18 protein-coding genes are annotated in these 17,112 nt (G+C 38.7%); 9 read left to right on the top strand and 9 right to left on the bottom strand.

What is annotated here, in order from left to right; translation table 11 throughout:
- Nucleotides 1–76: 76 nt before the first annotated feature.
- Complete coding sequence (locus tag RMY64_RS32370) at nt 77–1,114, bottom strand: hypothetical protein (RefSeq protein ID WP_322702166.1); 1,038 nt, start codon at nt 1,112–1,114, stop codon at nt 77–79.
- Between the two features lie 10 nt (nt 1,115–1,124).
- Nucleotides 1,125–1,370: a hypothetical protein gene (locus RMY64_RS32365; RefSeq protein ID WP_099099597.1), complete on the bottom strand. Its 246-nt coding sequence runs from the start codon at nt 1,368–1,370 to the stop codon at nt 1,125–1,127.
- 190 nt (nt 1,371–1,560) lie between these two features.
- Here RMY64_RS32365 and RMY64_RS32360 point away from each other — a divergent pair, with 190 nt between their 5' ends.
- Entirely contained in the window at nt 1,561–1,785 is a 225-nt protein-coding gene (locus RMY64_RS32360; protein ID WP_322702165.1) for a hypothetical protein, read from the top strand.
- A 189-nt stretch (nt 1,786–1,974) separates the two neighbouring features.
- Here RMY64_RS32360 and RMY64_RS32355 read toward each other — a convergent pair whose 3' ends face one another.
- Nucleotides 1,975–3,465, bottom strand: a complete 1,491-nt coding sequence (locus tag RMY64_RS32355; RefSeq protein ID WP_322702164.1) for a TonB family protein — start codon at nt 3,463–3,465, stop codon at nt 1,975–1,977.
- 341 nt (nt 3,466–3,806) lie between these two features.
- On the opposite strand from RMY64_RS32355, the gene RMY64_RS32350 reads away from it, so the two are divergent.
- From RMY64_RS32350 to RMY64_RS32340, 3 genes are all read left to right on the top strand, one after another.
- A complete protein-coding gene (locus RMY64_RS32350; RefSeq protein WP_322672955.1) occupies nt 3,807–4,460 on the top strand; it encodes a MotA/TolQ/ExbB proton channel family protein in 654 nt (217 codons plus the stop codon).
- Entirely contained in the window at nt 4,444–4,848 is a 405-nt protein-coding gene (locus tag RMY64_RS32345) for an ExbD/TolR family protein (protein WP_094352241.1), read from the top strand. Before RMY64_RS32350 ends, RMY64_RS32345 begins: the two co-directional genes overlap by 17 nt.
- A gap of 656 nt (nt 4,849–5,504) precedes the next feature.
- Nucleotides 5,505–7,439 (top strand): hypothetical protein, encoded by a 1,935-nt coding sequence (locus tag RMY64_RS32340; protein ID WP_322702163.1) that lies wholly within the window; start codon nt 5,505–5,507, stop codon nt 7,437–7,439.
- 2 nt (nt 7,440–7,441) lie between these two features.
- Here RMY64_RS32340 and RMY64_RS32335 read toward each other — a convergent pair whose 3' ends face one another.
- The 3 genes from RMY64_RS32335 to RMY64_RS32325 all read right to left on the bottom strand — a co-directional run bounded on the left by RMY64_RS32335 (nt 7,442) and on the right by RMY64_RS32325 (nt 9,931).
- The gene (locus RMY64_RS32335) at nt 7,442–8,029 is read right to left on the bottom strand and encodes a Uma2 family endonuclease (protein ID WP_322702162.1); all 588 of its coding nucleotides are present in this window, start codon (nt 8,027–8,029) and stop codon (nt 7,442–7,444) included.
- Nucleotides 8,030–8,108: 79 nt separating this feature from the next.
- Nucleotides 8,109–8,810, bottom strand: a complete 702-nt coding sequence (locus RMY64_RS32330) for an ImmA/IrrE family metallo-endopeptidase (RefSeq protein ID WP_322672952.1) — start codon at nt 8,808–8,810, stop codon at nt 8,109–8,111.
- Between the two features lie 23 nt (nt 8,811–8,833).
- The gene (locus RMY64_RS32325) at nt 8,834–9,931 is read right to left on the bottom strand and encodes a helix-turn-helix domain-containing protein (protein WP_322702161.1); all 1,098 of its coding nucleotides are present in this window, start codon (nt 9,929–9,931) and stop codon (nt 8,834–8,836) included.
- 356 nt (nt 9,932–10,287) lie between these two features.
- Between RMY64_RS32325 and RMY64_RS32320 the strand changes: the two genes are divergently transcribed.
- From RMY64_RS32320 to RMY64_RS32305, 4 genes are all read left to right on the top strand, one after another.
- Nucleotides 10,288–10,491: a hypothetical protein gene (locus RMY64_RS32320; protein ID WP_322672950.1), complete on the top strand. Its 204-nt coding sequence runs from the start codon at nt 10,288–10,290 to the stop codon at nt 10,489–10,491.
- 37 nt (nt 10,492–10,528) lie between these two features.
- A complete protein-coding gene (locus RMY64_RS32315; RefSeq protein ID WP_322672949.1) occupies nt 10,529–11,350 on the top strand; it encodes a PD-(D/E)XK nuclease family protein in 822 nt (273 codons plus the stop codon).
- The gene (locus RMY64_RS32310; RefSeq protein ID WP_322702160.1) at nt 11,347–13,668 is read left to right on the top strand and encodes a Piwi domain-containing protein; all 2,322 of its coding nucleotides are present in this window, start codon (nt 11,347–11,349) and stop codon (nt 13,666–13,668) included. The genes RMY64_RS32315 and RMY64_RS32310 overlap by 4 nt, the downstream gene beginning before the upstream one ends.
- Before the next feature lie 137 nt (nt 13,669–13,805).
- The gene (locus tag RMY64_RS32305; protein WP_322682177.1) at nt 13,806–14,261 is read left to right on the top strand and encodes a nuclear transport factor 2 family protein; all 456 of its coding nucleotides are present in this window, start codon (nt 13,806–13,808) and stop codon (nt 14,259–14,261) included.
- A gap of 43 nt (nt 14,262–14,304) precedes the next feature.
- On the opposite strand, the gene RMY64_RS32300 is transcribed toward RMY64_RS32305, so the two are convergent.
- The 3 genes from RMY64_RS32300 to RMY64_RS32290 all read right to left on the bottom strand — a co-directional run bounded on the left by RMY64_RS32300 (nt 14,305) and on the right by RMY64_RS32290 (nt 16,648).
- Nucleotides 14,305–14,547 (bottom strand): hypothetical protein, encoded by a 243-nt coding sequence (locus RMY64_RS32300; protein WP_322682178.1) that lies wholly within the window; start codon nt 14,545–14,547, stop codon nt 14,305–14,307.
- 126 nt (nt 14,548–14,673) lie between these two features.
- Complete coding sequence (locus RMY64_RS32295) at nt 14,674–15,366, bottom strand: hypothetical protein (protein ID WP_322682179.1); 693 nt, start codon at nt 15,364–15,366, stop codon at nt 14,674–14,676.
- 319 nt (nt 15,367–15,685) lie between these two features.
- Complete coding sequence (locus RMY64_RS32290) at nt 15,686–16,648, bottom strand: orange carotenoid protein N-terminal domain-containing protein (protein ID WP_322689932.1); 963 nt, start codon at nt 16,646–16,648, stop codon at nt 15,686–15,688.
- A gap of 82 nt (nt 16,649–16,730) precedes the next feature.
- On the opposite strand from RMY64_RS32290, the gene RMY64_RS32285 reads away from it, so the two are divergent.
- Nucleotides 16,731–16,892, top strand: coding sequence for a hypothetical protein (locus RMY64_RS32285; protein ID WP_322672943.1), 162 nt, complete (start codon nt 16,731–16,733; stop codon nt 16,890–16,892).
- Nucleotides 16,893–17,112: the final 220 nt, after the last annotated feature.

Raw genomic sequence — 17,112 nt, 5'->3', positions numbered from 1 at the left:
CCCAATGCCCAATGCCCAATGCCCAATGCCCAATGCCCAATGCCCAATGCCCAATCCCCAATCCCCAATTCCCAATTTAACGAGAACTCCCCTTCAATATCAGATTTGAGTCCCAAGTATAGAAGCCAATTTGATTAGGAACCCTAGCGAATCTACCTGTACGATAGCCTCTAGATAGTTCATTTAGCACCTTATTTTTGATCTCTCTAATTTGCTGAGAATCTAGTTCTCCATAAATTCCAGCGATGACTTCAGCCACGCTGAAAACTTTACCTGAATTTTGTTTTAACAGAGAGGTGAGGGCATCAATTAAGAATTGACCCTCAAAGGCTTTGAGCATCGGTACTGTTTTTGTCGGAGGAACGAAAGGCTTCTTATTTTTGTTCTTGATATTCCTAGAAGCACCATTGCGATTACTTGGGGCTACTAAACTTAAATCCAAAGTATAACAACCTGGCTCATCGGGAATAGTTACCCAGTAATTCCTTTCTCTGCCTTGGGTGAGGGAAGATTGCACTCTACCTTTAACTACTTTGAATAGATTGGAATCTAACTCTCCATAAAGCGATCGCACGATAAAATCGATATGACAAACAGTACCTATCTGTTCTTGCAATAGCTGTTTTATGGCTTCCATTCGCGAGATAGCGTGCTGATACTGAGGTAGCATCGGAATTTCCACTACCTTCGTTGAACTATCGTTGTTCTCTGGAGCGATCTTTGGATCTGTTGATGTCGTTTGAGATTGACTCTCTTTTGTATCAACAGCAGAAAAAGAATTATTTATCTCAACCCGATCTGAGTCTTTTTCTACTAACTCTAAAGACTCCACCAAGTTGATTTTGTCGATGTCATCAAGGGGTGATAAAAACCGCAGAGAACTTTCCCCAGAAAGATTTGAGGTTTCATCAGCCGCCGTTAATCTTGATATCTGCTTGTTGGTATCAGAAGAAGACCAGTTAGACAACAACGCTTCTACATGATCGAGCTGCGATCGCGCCTGCACAAAGAGGCGTTCATACTCTTCTGTAAGGCGAGCATAATAGTCTCGTAATTCCAACAGTGGTGAGAAAAAGTTTTCTGGAGGCGGTTCTAATTGTCCATTTTGAGTCATAGGGCTTTAATCAATTTAAATCGATGTCACTTTTATAAGACATTGCTCTCGGTTTTGCCTTGTGAGATGCTGGCTGGGATTTCTTAGGCGGTTGGGGAGGGCGACATCTCTCACAATATAAAGGTCGAGGGCCGAAAGTCTCACGTTTTGTCAGATCGTTACACTCTTTACAGACAAACTGGAAAACACGAGTATGAATCTGTCTTTTGTGCGCCCTGACAGTATATTCTCTAACATCAATGAATTTACTTGCCATAATCAGGAATTGTGAATTGCCGACGTTATCAATGTCCTATCAATATAGCTATTCAAGCAAATCAAACCGCATCAGTGTGTGTTTATGTAGAAGTTTTATTCAAATCAGTGAATTTGACATCTAGACATAAAGTGCAAATGAGCAATTTGAGATTTAGCCGTTGACTATATCTCTCAGCATATAATTGGTGATGAGCAAACACTACTATCATTCTTTAGGCGCAGCAATTTACATTGCCATTGCCCCGATTAGAAAAATGGATCGGGAAAGTCCAGGATTATTTACTTCCAGTACTATTGATTGGCAAAGGGCGCGATCGCCAGTGTCTCTAATAGCCCATCATAAAATTACCCCACTCCTAACCCCTCTTCTTCATGCTAGATGGGTAATGCTTAATGAAGCCATTCCTGTCTAAAGAACAACCGCCTCCTGTTTAGGAGACGGCGATCGTTGTTAATCAAAGTATGATTCCAATAAGTTTGATCCCTCTATTAGTAGTATGTCAAGTCAACTTCACGGGGTCAATAACTTTGTAGTCAGAGCTTTAGCCCTTTGTTAAGCGCTCAAGCGCTTATTATTAACCCATGAATTTCAACTTAACAGACTACTGCTGACTGGGAGTAGCAGGTTGTGATTGAGGTTGTTGGCGTAAACGACGCAAAGAGTCCCGCAATTTATTCTGGCTAGCGTTATCTCTTCGCCGCCGCCGATTTGTGGTTGTTTGTGGCTTTTGTGATGAATCGGTAGTCGTTTGCTCGCGCTGGATGCGGCGTAGGGACTCTCTTGCAGTTCCTTGAGTACGAGTTGTTCTAGCTTCAGATGATGAGTTTCTCGCAGGACTTTCTGCTCTTTGAGGTTCCAGTCGCCGACTAAATCCAGATATTGCTGGTCTTGATGGGGGTGCCAACTCTCTGCGCCTACGTCTTGGAGTTTCCTGTGTAAAGTTAGCAGCCGTTGTTTGCTGGCTTCTCTGTGTCTCTTGTGCTTGTCTTTGTGTTCTCCGTTCTTGAACTTGGCGCGATCGCCGTGAGCCTTTGATGGCATATTCAGTGGCTATAGATACCCCTTGTCTACCACCTTCTGTGGGTTTTAATTTCCAGTCACGCGCTTGTCTCTTGGTTTCTTCATCCAAGTCGCGGTTTCCACTAGAGCGAGCAATCCGCACATTAGTAACATTACCTTGTGCATCAGTATCTACAGCTACTTCTACTCTGCCTTCAACTCCTCGCCGTCTTGCTGCCTCTGGATATTTGGCATTACATTCGCGGCAGGCTGCACGACCATTACCATTACCTGAACTGTTAATTTTTGGAGTTGTAGGCGCTGTTGCTACTGTGGGACGGTTTCCTGTTCCACTACCAATTCCACTACCAGTGCCACTACCGATGCCACTGCCTCTGCCACTACCAATTCCACTACCGATGCCACTGCCTGTGCCACTACCAATGCCGCTACCAGTGCCACTGCCTGTGCCACTGCCAATGCCACCGCCGGTGCCAGTGCCAGTACCTCCGCCAGGGCCAGTACCGCTATTTGTACCTACAGCAATACCACTACCTGAGCCTAAACCAACACCAGATCCGCCGCCGCCGCCACCGCCACCGCCACCACCTGGTGAACTTGCTTTGGAATCTTCAGACGGAGCTGATTGGGGAATGGATGATGCAGATTTCACAGGTACTTCTGGTACCGCTCGTGGAATAGGTGCAGATTTCACAGCAACTTTCGGCTCGATCGGAATTGCTTTTGGCGGCGTATCTATCGCCTGTGGCTTCTGAGGGACTGCTGTAATCTGTTCAAATTTTTCTACTGGTGGAGTTTCTATAGGCTGTTTTTGGACAATCTCTGGTTCTTTATTTATTTCTTTTGGAATCTCTGCAATTGGTTTTTCTGGTTCCGCAGTCGGAGCATCCACGAGCGCCAACTCTATTGGTTCTTCTTCTCCTGTAGGTACTCTGGTCAAATAATTACTTATGCCAGAAGACAGTACGCCGATATGCAGCGCCAGTGAACCTATCAGACTGTAAGTCAGAAAAGACTTGAGAGCCTCAACTTCTTTGGAACGTTGCTCGACAGTAATGCCAGAAAAGCTCATAGCTATTGCTACCTATTCTCACTAATTTAGCTATCTTAGAATGCAAGGTTACAAATATCAAGTAAAAATTCAAATTAATTGCGATCGCTTTACAGAATCCTGGACTAGGATAAACATCTTTTTAAACCACCAATATCATGCTTTTTGGACAAAATTAACTTTTATTGCAATTAAATTAAATTAATTTATGTAAAACAAACGAACAAGTAAATAAAAATCATGATCGTTTCATTTGAAAAATTTCTCATTATATCTTATATTTTGTTGAGAATAAGTTTCATCTTTTCTCTAGATTCTGGTAGTCTAATTTTGTATTGTGGATGACGTTATAGAGGCACTACATGGAAATTCAGAATTTATTTGCAGCAGGTGGTATCGTCATGTGGCCCCTGTTGGCGTTTTCGGTAGTAGGTGTGGCACTGATTGTCGAGCGGATTAGATTTTGGGTAAGAATCAATCAGCGTCAAAACCGGGTGGTGCGAGATGTTTTGAATCTCTACCGTCTCGATAATATTGTCGGTGCAATGGATAAACTTCAGAAAAACGCAGATTTGCCACTCGCTCGGATTTTTCTGGCGGCTTTAGAATTAGAAGAGCCAAACCCGGAGGAGTTTCGTTTGGCGTTAGAAAGCGAATCACAGGCTGAAATACCTGTGTTAAAACGTTTCCAAAACCTTTTTGAGACAATCATTAGTCTGGCACCACTGTTAGGTCTTCTCGGCACAGTATTAGGATTGATAGCTTCTTTTGCTTCCCTAAATCTTGGTGATGTGGGAGGTAGCAAAACGGCAAGTGTTACGGCTGGGATTAGTGAGGCTCTAGTATCAACTGCATCAGGATTGATCGTTGCTATATTCATACTCATGTTTGCCAATACCTTCCGGGGATTGTACCAACGGCAAATTGCACTAATTCAGGAGTATGGGGGACAGCTAGAATTACTTTACCGCCGTCGCTATGAACGAGGAGAAAAAACCTATGCGTCTACCAGATGAACCAGAACTTCCGCTCCAGATCAACATCGTGCCGATGATTGACGTGATTTTTGCAATTTTGACATTTTTCATCATGTCAACTCTGTTTTTAACACGTTCGGAAGGTTTGCCAGTCAATTTACCGAAGGCCGCCACAGCTAAACAACAGCAAGTTCCCACTAAAATTACCATTACGGTAGATGAAAAAGAACAGGTAAGCCTGAACCGTAAACCAATTGCAGTTGATGATTTAACAGCGCAAGTGCGGACTTTAGTTGGTTCTAACCCGGAAGTATTAGTGATTATTAATGCTGATGAAAAAGTTGATTATGGCCGGGTGGTAGCGGTAATGGATCGGGTACGTCAGGTTCCGGGAGCTAAATTAGCGATCGCTACCCAAAGAGAGTAAATAGATATATTAGGCATCAGAAGTTCAGAGAGTCAGGAAAATTCTATATTCTGACTCCTAACTCCTTCTTGTCTAATAAACATCTCTAGCAATTATGCGTTGTCCAAAATCCTTGTTATACACAATTCATTAATTTTGCCTAGCTAATTTTCACCAAATATTTAATTCTAACAGCAGTAACTTTTATTAACGTGAGTTCGACAAGCCCTTTTTTGACCTCTCCCTCAACCCCTCTTAGACACCCCTACCGTGATACACAAGTCGAATTACCCCCCTTAATCCCCCCGATGTATTGGGAGGAAACCGGAAAATCTAGTTCCCTCCCCAATACATACGGGGAGGGTTAGGGTGGGGTAATTCGAGGACTAGTAGCGATTCGATAACTTGTGTATACACCGTAGCTTGGACACCCAGAGGGGAGCCAAAACCCTAATTTCTCGTTGCTCCTCCCTTTCTCCGTGGGAGAGGGAGGTTGTCCGGGAGAGGTTCATCGAACTCACGTTTTATTAATGTAGGTTTTGCTAAGGTTAAGTTTCAGCCGAATGCTTCCATTCTAGTATCTAGAATCACGACATAATCCAAACTGACTTGATAAATTGCTAATTACACGAACAAAATAAGGCATAGCAAATTTATACAAGCAGGTAGATTATCTGATGACTATTCCAGAGTCAATTAAAAAATTCATTACATGGATACAAGGTTTTGATCGTCGTGTTTTACACAATGAAGATGACGTAAAAGAAAAGTTAATTTTGCCCATGTTCCGCTATCTCTACTATCCAGAGATATGTCATTGTGAATACTCTTTGAAAACATATCAATCAGAAACACACACCAAAAATCCAGAAATTGCTCAGATATATTTTGCCACAGATGATGTTAAAAAACAAAATACAGATACATCACTCATTTTTGTAAAAACGATAGAACCGCATAAAACTAAGTTAAATAAAGCTATTGAGCAAGCTAAATTTTATAGTAATCATTTTAATACACTATTTTTTATTGTCACTAATGGATATGAAATTAAGGTTTTCCAGCGCCTAGATTATAATCGAGAAGAATTAGTATTCGATCTAAATATAGATGCCTTTAAAAATAACGATATCGTCTCAAAGTTTTATAATAAACTAAATTTTGATGTAGTTAAAAATATTGATAAAAATATAACCGATATTTTTACATATTCTAAATGTAACTTAATAGAAAAATTAATTATACGCCATCCAGATTTACAGTATTTTTTAGAAAAATGTGATTTTGAGCCTTCTATAACACTAGAAGGCTGCCACTTAGTTGTTGTTAAACCAAAAGTAGCGATCGCCTGTAATTTACCCAAAGCTTTTGGAGAAGGTAATTGTCAAATAGAATTCAGTAGTATTCTTTTTAAAGGTTTAAAAATTCGCTTAAATCATCAAGATATTTTAGGTCATTTAATGACTGGATTGCACACTCAACCAGATTGGGGATGTCGTCGTTTTTTGAAACAGATAGATAAAGATAGTTTTACAGTAAATTTGGGTCAAATAACAGTCATTTTATCCAACTTAGAAGCAATAGACTTGTGTTTGTGTATTGATGAAGTTTGCCAAAAATATAAAAACTCAATAATTGAATTTGAGAATGCTTTAGAAACATGGGATTTTGAATCTATCAAATTTTCAGAAGTTCGTGGTTTTATACTTTTTTCTGTTCGGCAAGAATTATGGGAGTTAATGCGGCAGTTTTTTAAAGAATTTGATTATAAGAAAGGCAAGTCAGAATGGCATCTATTTCATAGAAAAAATCTCTCAATTCGAGTGAGTAAAGGAATTCGCAATCGTGCATTTATCTTCCCAAAATTTAACAGAGATTTCTCTTTATTACCTAGTAATCAAATTGATATAATCTACGAGATAAATAATATTAATTTACAATCTATAGAAAAAGCTAAATTTAGCTTCTGGCAGCAAGATATTGGAGTAAGAGGAACTTGGACAGCTAGATATACCAAACAATGGTTATTAGATAAATATATTCCCAAAGTTATTAATTATTACTCTAACAAATCTCAATTATCTGAATCTGAATTGCTAGCAAAAATAACAAATTACAGAAATGAACGTGTGCTGATTAAAGAAATTGATAATATTAAAGATTTAGTACCTTATCTTCGTGACATCCAATCTTGGCTACATATCTATGTGGAAAATATTGCGGCTTTGCTATTGAAGCCATATTACCAAGCCTATACAAATTTAGTGCGTAACACAGATTCTTCCATAACAGGCATAGACTATATTTTTGGAAATTTGCAAAGAGTTGAGTGGAAAAATACGCCAGAAGAAAATTATAGCAATTCCACAGACTGGAAAAACTTGACTTTTAAATATGCTATAGATTGCTTAGATCGGCAAGTAATAAGAATAAATAATAGTGAATACGAGAATAGTTTCAAAGCAGATTTAATCACTCGGATATTTATTTGGATTATAGAAAATGGTAAAATATCTTTTTCACAAGCTCAGTTAAATGCTGCTAAACAGGCTTTAATACCAATTTGGGAACAAAGCCGCTTTGAAATGCGCTATATTTATCCTAATCAATAAAATTACATAATCTGCTGTAAATCTAACACAAACCCAGGCAATACATTTTCTCCTGATAAATTAGTAGGATTGTCTAATATCTCTACATCTTTACCTGGACGATAAATTTCCACTCGCTTGTTTTTCCGGTCAATTAACCAGCCTAATTGAGTGCCATTTTCGATATACTCCTGCATTTTCTCTTGCAATTCTTTCAAGGAATCAGTACGAGAACGCAACTCTACTACAAAATCAGGACAAATAGGGGCAAATTTTTCTTGTTGTTCAGGTGTTAAAGCATTCCACCGCTCAATTTTTACCCAAGAAGCATTAGGAGAACGTTCTGCACCATTAGGTAGGGTGAAACCAGTTGAAGAATCAAAACCTTTGCCTAATTTAGTTTGTTTATTCCAGATTCCTAACTCAACAACCATATCAAAATTACGGTTGCCAGTATCACTACCTGTAGGTGGCATAATTAATAATTCCCCTGATGCTGTACGCTCAAATCGATAATCGCGGTTTTTCTGGCACATCTGGAAAAATTGCTCATCAGTCAAGTCAATTTTCAATTTGAGTGTAGAAGGGAAAGTGGTTGTCGTAGCGTTCATAGGCTATTGTGAGCATCTTAGTTTCTATTTTAGTAGTTTCAAGCGATCGCATGATGAGATGATGGAGAGCGATCGCACTTTACCTATTAAATAAATTTGTCTGCCCATTCGGTGTAGCTTTACCGGGATATATTTGCTTAGAACCCTTGGGAATGTAAATCCAGCCAAGGTCTTGCAAACGATAAACAAGATTAGATATGGTTACACCAATATCCTTTTGGATTGCATAAAGGTGATGCCAATTAGTTAAATCACGTCCTTTTCGTTTAGCTTCCAAAATTTCTCTAGGCATTAACAGACAGCTAGCAAAATACTGAGCTTGCCATTCTCGCCAGTCATCCTGAGTTTCAGGACGCCTCTTATAAATCTGCTCACTAACATTACGACATAGAAACTGTTGTTCAATTGAGTCAATACTTAGGGTTAGCTCTAACTGCTGCACAGAACCTCTGGCTACATCTTGGTTTATATGAAGTACCCAATGCCCAATCTCATGAGCAATTGTAGATGCTTGGAAACCTTCTTCTTCTAATTTTTGTATGTTTTTGTTAAGTACTATTTTTGGTTCTTTTCTAGGAATTATTTTAGCTACTATTTCTCCTTTATCATCAGGAAGTATACTTTGCCAGTCAATCATTATTCCCAAAGCATCAGCAGTACAACTAGCGTCAAAAGGCCACTTTGGAATAAAATTTTCTGCCTTCATCCTCTCTAGAACTTCATAAGCTTTCTGCTCAATCTCTGCTTTAGAATAGTATCTATATGCATTGAAAATGCTCACGTTATTTTTTCCTCACTTTTACCTCATAAATAATACATTCTTGGCTGTTCAGTCTCTAATCCTATTTTTCCGGGATAGATTTGCTTAGAACCTTTAGGTATATAAATCCAACCTAAATTTTGTAACCGATAAATAAGACTAGATATTGTTACACCAAGCTCCTTTGCCATTATGAAAAGGTGCTTCCAATTAGTTAAATCACGTTCTTTACGTAATTCTTGTAAAACATAACGAGGCATTAATAGACAACTAGCAAAATACTGAGCTTGCCACTCAAATGCTTCAAATTTATCAATTGGGCTACTAGCACTACGACATAGGAATAAAATTACTTGATTCTCATCATCACTATTTTCGTTAATTTCTTCTGATAAAATATCAGCATCTTCCTGGTTAATATGAAGTACCCAGTGGCCTATTTCGTGGGCAATTGTAAACTCCGTAAAAGTCCCTAGCATTTCTGGAAGACCTGAGTTTACTAGTATTCTTCTTTCTAATGGTAAAATTTTAGCTACTATTAATCCATGTTCATCAGGCAATATTTCCTCAATATCGATGCTTAAATTCAAGTAATCACATACTCTAGTAGCATCAATTGGTATTTTGGCAGCATCATCATTATGCAAATTTGGCATATTATGTAAAATTTCGTTAGCTTTCCTTTCTATCTCCTCTTTAGAGTAAAAAATATAAGGCTTAAATAAAGTAAGTTTTTTTTGAAGTTTTTCTACTTTAGTTCTTAACTCAGCATTTTCTTTTTGTAATCTTACAATTTGTTCATCTCTTGCTTTAACTAAAGAATCAATACCCGGACTTTCTCTCATTCGACGAAATAAAGCAGGCATTTCTTTGTAGTTAACCTTAAGCAATTGCTCGAAAGCTTCCGAATCATTTTGAGTCATGCGTCCAGCTAGGTACATCAACTGTTCTGCATTCAAACTGAGATGTTCTGCTAGCGAACGGATCACCTTCTCGCTTGGTTCAACGTGGTCGTTTTCTAGCTTGGACAAATAGGTGTAGTCTACCCCTACCTTTACCGCTAGCTCACGCTGATTTAATCCCTTTTTTCTACGAGCTTGCCAAATACACCTGCCAAAACTCTGACTCTCTTGCTTATCCATAATCACATTCAACTGCCTAACGCATTTCCTGAAGCATAAATAATAATAAGCCTTCTATCGGTTTGAGTGATAGTAGGCTAAAAGCCTTATTTGACAAAGCTTTTCAGGAGTTGCTGGGCTATAAGTTACCCAAAATTTTTAGCCTTTGAATCACTCATAGATAGATAATACCAGTGTTGAAAATAAAATTCAACATTTATTTTTGCCTGAATTAAGTAGTTGACAATAATTATGCAGTTTGCATAATATGGTTCAATACTGAACAACTTATATCTTGCCTTGTTGAAATTGTATGGCAATTCAGGCGGTTGTACTGATGTTCGTTGAGTTATATTTCGTTACACAAGAGCAAAAGCATGAATAAACAATCGTTGAACCCTGAACAACTGAGTTTTTCTATTGGTAGACCTCTACCAGTTCTGCTTGAAGAAATTCAAAAATCAAGCCGCAATCCACAACTCATACAGGCTGCGGAACAGATGCTAGAAGGCTTACATACCTTGGAAATCGCCACCGAGATTGATGTATATACAGCAATCTACGAAATCCTGACTAAGTAAAATTTTTTTCTCTGCTAAATTCTGGGATTTGACATCAATGAGCCAAAATTGGCTACCATTTGCCAGTTACAACCTATGGTTGCAGTATTCTCCACCCATAGGGAAAGAACACTTACACTGTGACATGAAACGAGGTTTTACAAAAGCGCGATCGCGAGAACCTGCGGTTGCAGCAATCTTAGTAAGTGATAGCACTCCTCAGCGAATTGGACTACTAGCACAAAGGGGGGTTTATGAGTTTCATGAAAACTCCCCGATGTTACATCAAGAAGATGCTGTAGAACAAATAATAGAGATTCTGGAATTGCGGAAAGAGTCAGATTTGGTTCAGCAGCGAGTACTTCAAATACTGACAAACTACCAGCAAAATCCAATTCTTGCTGAGAAGAAAATTATTCAACTTAGCCGAGGTGATGAGGGTTTTCCAGAACCAATTCTGATTAAGCAGGGCAATCAGTCTTTTAACTTCTTTGCTGCGATTGACTGTATTTTTGCCGAAGAAGATGATACTTTGCACATTTTAGATTTCAAAACTGGCCACTCTGATTTTGATCGGCGACAAGGGTATATTTATTTACTAGCTGCTAGTTACCGATACCCCCAGCAAAAAGCAGTAGCGTCTTTTTATAACTTAGAAAATGGTAACTGGTCAGAACCTATCAGCGCAACACCTAACACTCTTAAGGCCTTTCAGATAGAACTCGCTTTAATAGCTCAACGACATCAAGAGGAATTGAGACGCTACCGGAAAAATTCTGCTGATTTCAGTCAAATATTTCCCCAAAATCCAGGTGTAAGTTGTCGCTACTGTTCGTTTAACTCAATTTGTGAATTTACTATATCAGAGGTTTCTACATGACTGCTGGTGTGCTTCAATCTCCCTTAAAAACTAATATATCCCCAATATTTTTGGCTGAAATATTTTTACTCAATATTCCTCAACCTAACTTAATCTGCTTTCGACTGACTCCCAGATTAGATACTGAAATAGGAAATCGCTTAAGTTGGCGGTTTAGTCAGAAATTTCCTGATATTATGACCATCTTTGCAGATGGTAATTTCTGGGTTTTAGCTAAACCCGATCAAGCAATGCCAAGTTTAGATGAATGGCGAAAAGCTTTAACAGGAATTCAAGAAGAATTGAAAAAAGATATTGGCGATCGCTATTATTCAATTCAATGGGTAAGCCAACCACAAATATCTGCTGATATTCTTTCTGAACTAGCTATAAGAATATTAAAAATTAGACGACCATTTTCATATTTTAGTATTCCATTTAATAAGGTTGAAGTTAGACGAGAAGCCAAATTTTGGGCAGAACCAATTGAAATTCAAAATATTTCACACCCAGCTATTGCTATAACTGTTCGTAGTTCTTTCGCCTTTAAAGGAAAATTGTCTGAATTTTACGAGAATCATCCTTATAGACAAAATTCAAAAGATTTATTAATTGGTTTAAATGTTCGAGATATTGAAAAGAATAGTTCAGCTACTATTGTAGATATAGAAGGAACTATTGGTGAGCGTGAAGAAGAATTACTCAACTATAAGCCTGCATCAACCAGTGAAATCGCTATTCGTGAAGCACCAAGAGATCAACCTGTTGTAATTGTTCAATTTGGTAAGAAGAAAAAACGCTATCCTTATGCAATGGCTGCTCTTATTCCTTGTATTACAGAAGAAACTGCCAAACGATTTGATGTAAACTATGGAGATTTACTCAAAGAAGCTAAGATTCCTTATCAAGAACGACAAAATAGTTTGGCTTCATACAAAAAAGAAGCTGCACTAGCTCTAAGTCTTTATGGGTTTGTGTTATCCGAAAACTGTATTAACAGTAGAAAAGGCGGCAATTGTTCTGAATTATTCTTGCCACTAGAATTTAAGCTTGAAGATACTCAACTTCTATTTGGAAAGGATAAATCTGGTCAAAATTTTATAAGTAGGAGAGGAGATGTCCTCAAAGGACTATCACAAGGAGGCGTTTATCGTCGTCAATCTCAATATGAAAATAAATTAACACCGATTCGTATCACAGCTTTGAAGCTTTGTGATTTGAAAGTAGATCCTTTTATCAGGGAAGTTCAGAAACGTCTAAAATACTATGGGTTTGAAAGCATAATTGTTCATCGCGTTGGTGTATCAGTAAGTAGTTCAAGTGTGCCTGAAGATAGAGAAAAAGTTGAAGAAGCTGTTGATAAACTAATGGCAGTTCCTGAAGATAGAGAAAAATTTAAAGAAGCTATTAATGAATTAATGGCGATTCCTACTGATATTGTTTTGACATTTTTACCTCAGAGCGATCGCCATGCTGATAATAGTGATGATGGTAGCTTTTATTCTTTTATTTCTTCACGCTTACTCCGGCGTGAAATTGCTAGTCAAGTAATTTATGAAGATACATTAAAAAATACTAGTAATTATGGGAATATCCTTCATCAGGTAATTCCAGGAATTCTTGCAAAGTTAGGAAACTTACCCTTTATTTTAGCTGAACCTTTAGACATTGCTGATTATTTCATTGGCTTTGATGTTTCCCGAGTTTCTAAAAAGAAGGGAATCGGAAGTAGAAATGTCTGTGCGAGTGTGCGTCTCTATGACAAGCGAGGGGAGTTTATTCGTTACCGACTGGAAGATGCTTTAACCGAGGGTGAAACAATTGATAAACGAACACTAGAAAGATTTCTACCATCTGCTGAATTAAGACAAAAAACTGTACTAATTTACCGTGATGGACGTTTTTGTGGTGATGAAATAAAGAATTTAAGAGAAAGAGCAAAAGTTATTGGTTCAAAGTTTATTTTGGTAGAGTGTGTAAAATCTCAGATTCCACGACTATATAAATTTCAGCAGTCTGTAGTGACAGCACCAACTAAAGGGTTAGCTCTTCGCTTATCGTCGTATGAAGTAATTTTAATCACTACTGAAGTAAAATCTGAGAAAATGGGTTTACCTTATCCTCTGCGTTTAAAGGTTATTCCCGATCCTGAACATGAACAGCAAGTATCAATTGAAAGTTTAATAGAAGCTACACTTAAACTGACATTGCTACATCACGGGGCGTTGAAAGAACCTCGCTTACCCGTCCCATTATACGGTTCTGACAAAATAGCTTATCGACGGTTACAAGGAATTGCTCCAGGTATAGTGGAAGGCGATCGCCAGTTTTGGTTGTAGAATTAAAATCAACGCTACAGACATTCTGCATTCATCAAAACCGACTTTGCGCAGGTGCGATCGCAATCCAAACAACTTCTGGTTAAATGTTACTAATGCTCTATAAGCTTGATACTTTAGAAGGTAGAAAAATTTAGATGCTTTGGTTATCTCAATGGCTAGTGTTAGGAACTATATTTGTTAGCTTAACTTTTAGCACACCTTTAGTTGCCAGTCAGTCTATGAACCAACAAGATATCCAGATATTAATAGAAAAAGCTAAAGATGCATGGGTTGCTCAAGATATTGACGCTATTGCACAATTGTTTACGATTGATGGAGAACTAATCGTGCCTGGTCAATGCTGGCGGGGGCAAGAAAGAATTCGAGAAGGACTTGCCAATTTTAAAGAACAGTATTCAGATGTCAAAATAGACATCCACCGGATTATCATTGGAGCAAATCAGGCAGCAGTAGAGTGGTACTATGAAGATACAGAAAAGGCAACAGGTCGTCGTAATAAAGCTGATGACGTAATTGTTGTAGATTTTAAGGATAATCAAATTAGTCGTTGGCGTGAATATTTTGACACACAAACGCCAACTAACAAATAGTTACACTAGTCGTGATAGTCAAATCTCCTTAGCTCAAAATGAACTAAGAAGATTGGAGTGTCAAAATTAAGTTGTAATCTAAAAAACACAAGACGTTTATCACCTCAGACCGCTCTGATAAAGAATTTAACCTTCCCTTGGTGATAACAAGGTGGAGGAAGCGACAAAAACTCCACACCGTCAACGTATTTAATTTACACTGTTCAAACATCTGCGATCGCTCTCCTTCGATGTTTGATACTGGGCCACAGCGGCATAACACCCATACAGTGTTGTTTGTTTTCATAAACTAGAATAGCTAACAGTTGGGTGAAAACCTCTCTCTCTCAAGTATAAACACCACCTAGTCAAGAGATATAGCTATATTGTTTATATAAACTTGTCTAAAGTAAGATTTTAATTCTTTATAACTTTAGTTAGTCATTTGACGCCGTTGGGACTGTGCTTGGTTAAACTGCTTTTGTTGTGGTGTTAATTGGCTGTAATCACTTGAAGATTGCATATCCCATTGTAATTCTGCTAGTAACAGTAAACTAACGGTCATAATTAGCCCCGTTGAGAGAAACTGCATAACACCGCAGTATGGCAAAACTAAAATTCCCAGCAAATGAATAAACCCCATCAAAATAAATGTGCGCGAACGCATTCCTACCCCGGTGCAAAAGTAGCCGATCGCACTTAATCCTAACCACAGTGGACACAAACGGATCAACACCTCTCCCCATCCCAAAAAAATGCTCAGATCGGTCAAGATTAAACCCATTAAGATTAAAATCGCCCAGTTATAAACAACCCAGCGTAACTGTTCTACAGTTGCCCAAAACCAAGTTAAACTTACCATGCCAACTGCACCGAATAAGGTAAGCACTGACCACAAAATTGCTTGGCTACTCCAGCTAATGGGTAGAAACTGGGCGGTTACGAAAATTCCAGATGAAATTAGTCCCCAGAGAATAAATGCTTGATCGACGCGAGTATAAAACTTGGAAAAGAGAGTGAAATTTCCAATTTGGTAGTTGAGACAGACTAGACCTTGAATATCTTGAAAATCTAGCTCTTGCTGTTTTTCACGCAGGAGCGGCTCAGAGGAATTGAAAAAAGTCATTGATAATCTATTACCCTTGGTAGATGAATAAATTATTACTCTATCCAAAGATATATTGTTATTTAAATATAAACAAGTAAAGAGTTCCCTTTGGTCACGTAGGAAACAGTGTTTCGACTACGCTCAACAACTGGGCAGTTTTGCTCAAGCAAGAACTGCCCTCTGCCTCCTGCCTTTCTTGATAAAATCGGTTGTTTTCAATAGCGATCGCAACATCAAAATACCAAATAAAGCGCTATAACTTTCTTTTGCTTAAGCGTGGCGATGTCTACGACGGGCTACGCCTTATCCACGCTTAAGCAGTAACTAATCTAGCCCTCTATTTACGTACTAGATTCAGCAGTTCTTTTGGAGAAGCCAACAAGTCAATCGCTACAAAGAAGATTTTGCCTTGGGGATCTAGCAAAAAGCGCCATGCAATATTCATGCCCACGCTGGCACCGAACCAAGGGGTTTGGACTTTGCCTGTAACTTTAACTTGGGTATAGCCATCTTCCACAGGCTCAGATACACCGCGCTCTGGGAGCATCTTCAATCCCTGACATTCTTCACGCATATAAGCGCGAATTGCGTCTTGACCAACAATTGGTCTTTCAAAGGGAGGTTGCAAAGCACCTTCGGAGGTAAACAGAGAAACCGCAGCATCAAAGTCATTGGCATTCATGTTGTTGATATAGCCAAGTACCGTAGGATTGTTGATGCCCTCAATGGTGACTTTAGTCCGAAATGCTGGTGCAGTGGGAGGAGCTACCGGCTCTAAGACTTTTTTGTAACTACCAGGAGCATTCGGATCGAATCCCATGCTAATTACGGTATTACGTAAGATGGTAATTTGTTGACCTGAATCTGCATTGCGGATGGCTTGTAACACATCGGCAGCTTTAGAAGAAAGCTTGTAACCTGGTGGGATGGGAGCAACGATTCCCTGAGCCATCCATTCTCCTAACTGATACCAAAAGCCCAACTTGATATTCACCGTGAAGGATGCATAAGAACGGCACAGAGGAGTATCAGCACGGTTAGCCAAATCGTACATGACTTGCGTTTGAGCCTCAAAAGGCATCTGCTTAATTTGTTCGAGTAAGCCTTGTGCAAGGATCATGTTTGCTGCTCCAGGAGCCGCAACTGTGATACTTCTACCCATCTCGGTATAAGCAAACCAAAGTAATGCTAGTTGATCTTCAGCATTGAGCTTAGAGAATGATTCGACGACGGTTGGAACAACGTCAGCAACTAGGGTGCCGGGAAAAATACTTTGAGCCGACTGGATGGTAAAAGACATAGCAGAAATTCCAAAAAGAAAATTACAGTTCTACCGAATGTGAAAAATCAAATGTGCAAAAACCGATGAGAAATGCGTTTAAGTGTTAATAAAGGCACTCAATAGTTTTGACATCACTAGAAAGCCTGTTGTAGACATAGATAGCTCTAATAAAGGCATAGTGATGCTGTTGCCGTTGAGTTTAGATACTTGGCAAAGCACATTGCAGGCTCGACTGCATGGTTATTTAAAAAGCCTTGATTAACCGTGGTTTAACGCATTGATGCTGTTTGTGTATCTTTATGTAAAGAAACATAACAACTTCGTTACAAATAAGCAATACTTTCTCAGTTATATATTGATAATTTCTGTTTATCTAAAAAATAAGTTTTCCTGATGTTTAATTTCATGCAATTGGTACTTTTGTATGAATTCCCCTCCAAGAGCGTAGGTGTAACCCTTCTTTGAAGGAGTACGGCTGCACT

The organism is Nostoc sp. DedQUE08 (genome assembly GCF_034530895.1).
Classification (GTDB): Bacteria; Cyanobacteriota; Cyanobacteriia; order Cyanobacteriales; family Nostocaceae; genus Nostoc.
Note: the sequence above shows the minus strand (reverse complement) of the source record. Positions and strands in the feature narration are given on the sequence as shown.

Excerpts from the sequence above, each read along its gene's own strand:
- RMY64_RS32320 (WP_322672950.1), top strand. The coding sequence starts at position 10,288 with ATGAATAAACAATCGTTGAACCCTGAACAACTGAGTTTTTCTATTGGT.
- RMY64_RS32300 (WP_322682178.1), bottom strand. The coding sequence starts at position 14,547 with ATGAAAACAAACAACACTGTATGGGTGTTATGCCGCTGTGGCCCAGTA.
- RMY64_RS32295 (WP_322682179.1), bottom strand. The coding sequence starts at position 15,366 with ATGACTTTTTTCAATTCCTCTGAGCCGCTCCTGCGTGAAAAACAGCAA.
- RMY64_RS32335 (WP_322702162.1), bottom strand. The coding sequence starts at position 8,029 with ATGAACGCTACGACAACCACTTTCCCTTCTACACTCAAATTGAAAATT.
- RMY64_RS32350 (WP_322672955.1), top strand. The coding sequence starts at position 3,807 with ATGGAAATTCAGAATTTATTTGCAGCAGGTGGTATCGTCATGTGGCCC.
- RMY64_RS32325 (WP_322702161.1), bottom strand. The coding sequence starts at position 9,931 with ATGGATAAGCAAGAGAGTCAGAGTTTTGGCAGGTGTATTTGGCAAGCT.
- RMY64_RS32340 (WP_322702163.1), top strand. The coding sequence starts at position 5,505 with ATGACTATTCCAGAGTCAATTAAAAAATTCATTACATGGATACAAGGT.
- RMY64_RS32290 (WP_322689932.1), bottom strand. The coding sequence starts at position 16,648 with ATGTCTTTTACCATCCAGTCGGCTCAAAGTATTTTTCCCGGCACCCTA.
- RMY64_RS32315 (WP_322672949.1), top strand. The coding sequence starts at position 10,529 with ATGAGCCAAAATTGGCTACCATTTGCCAGTTACAACCTATGGTTGCAG.
- RMY64_RS32345 (WP_094352241.1), top strand. The coding sequence starts at position 4,444 with ATGCGTCTACCAGATGAACCAGAACTTCCGCTCCAGATCAACATCGTG.
- RMY64_RS32310 (WP_322702160.1), top strand. The coding sequence starts at position 11,347 with ATGACTGCTGGTGTGCTTCAATCTCCCTTAAAAACTAATATATCCCCA.
- RMY64_RS32305 (WP_322682177.1), top strand. The coding sequence starts at position 13,806 with ATGCTTTGGTTATCTCAATGGCTAGTGTTAGGAACTATATTTGTTAGC.
- RMY64_RS32360 (WP_322702165.1), top strand. The coding sequence starts at position 1,561 with ATGAGCAAACACTACTATCATTCTTTAGGCGCAGCAATTTACATTGCC.
- RMY64_RS32355 (WP_322702164.1), bottom strand. The coding sequence starts at position 3,465 with ATGAGCTTTTCTGGCATTACTGTCGAGCAACGTTCCAAAGAAGTTGAG.
- RMY64_RS32365 (WP_099099597.1), bottom strand. The coding sequence starts at position 1,370 with ATGGCAAGTAAATTCATTGATGTTAGAGAATATACTGTCAGGGCGCAC.
- RMY64_RS32370 (WP_322702166.1), bottom strand. The coding sequence starts at position 1,114 with ATGACTCAAAATGGACAATTAGAACCGCCTCCAGAAAACTTTTTCTCA.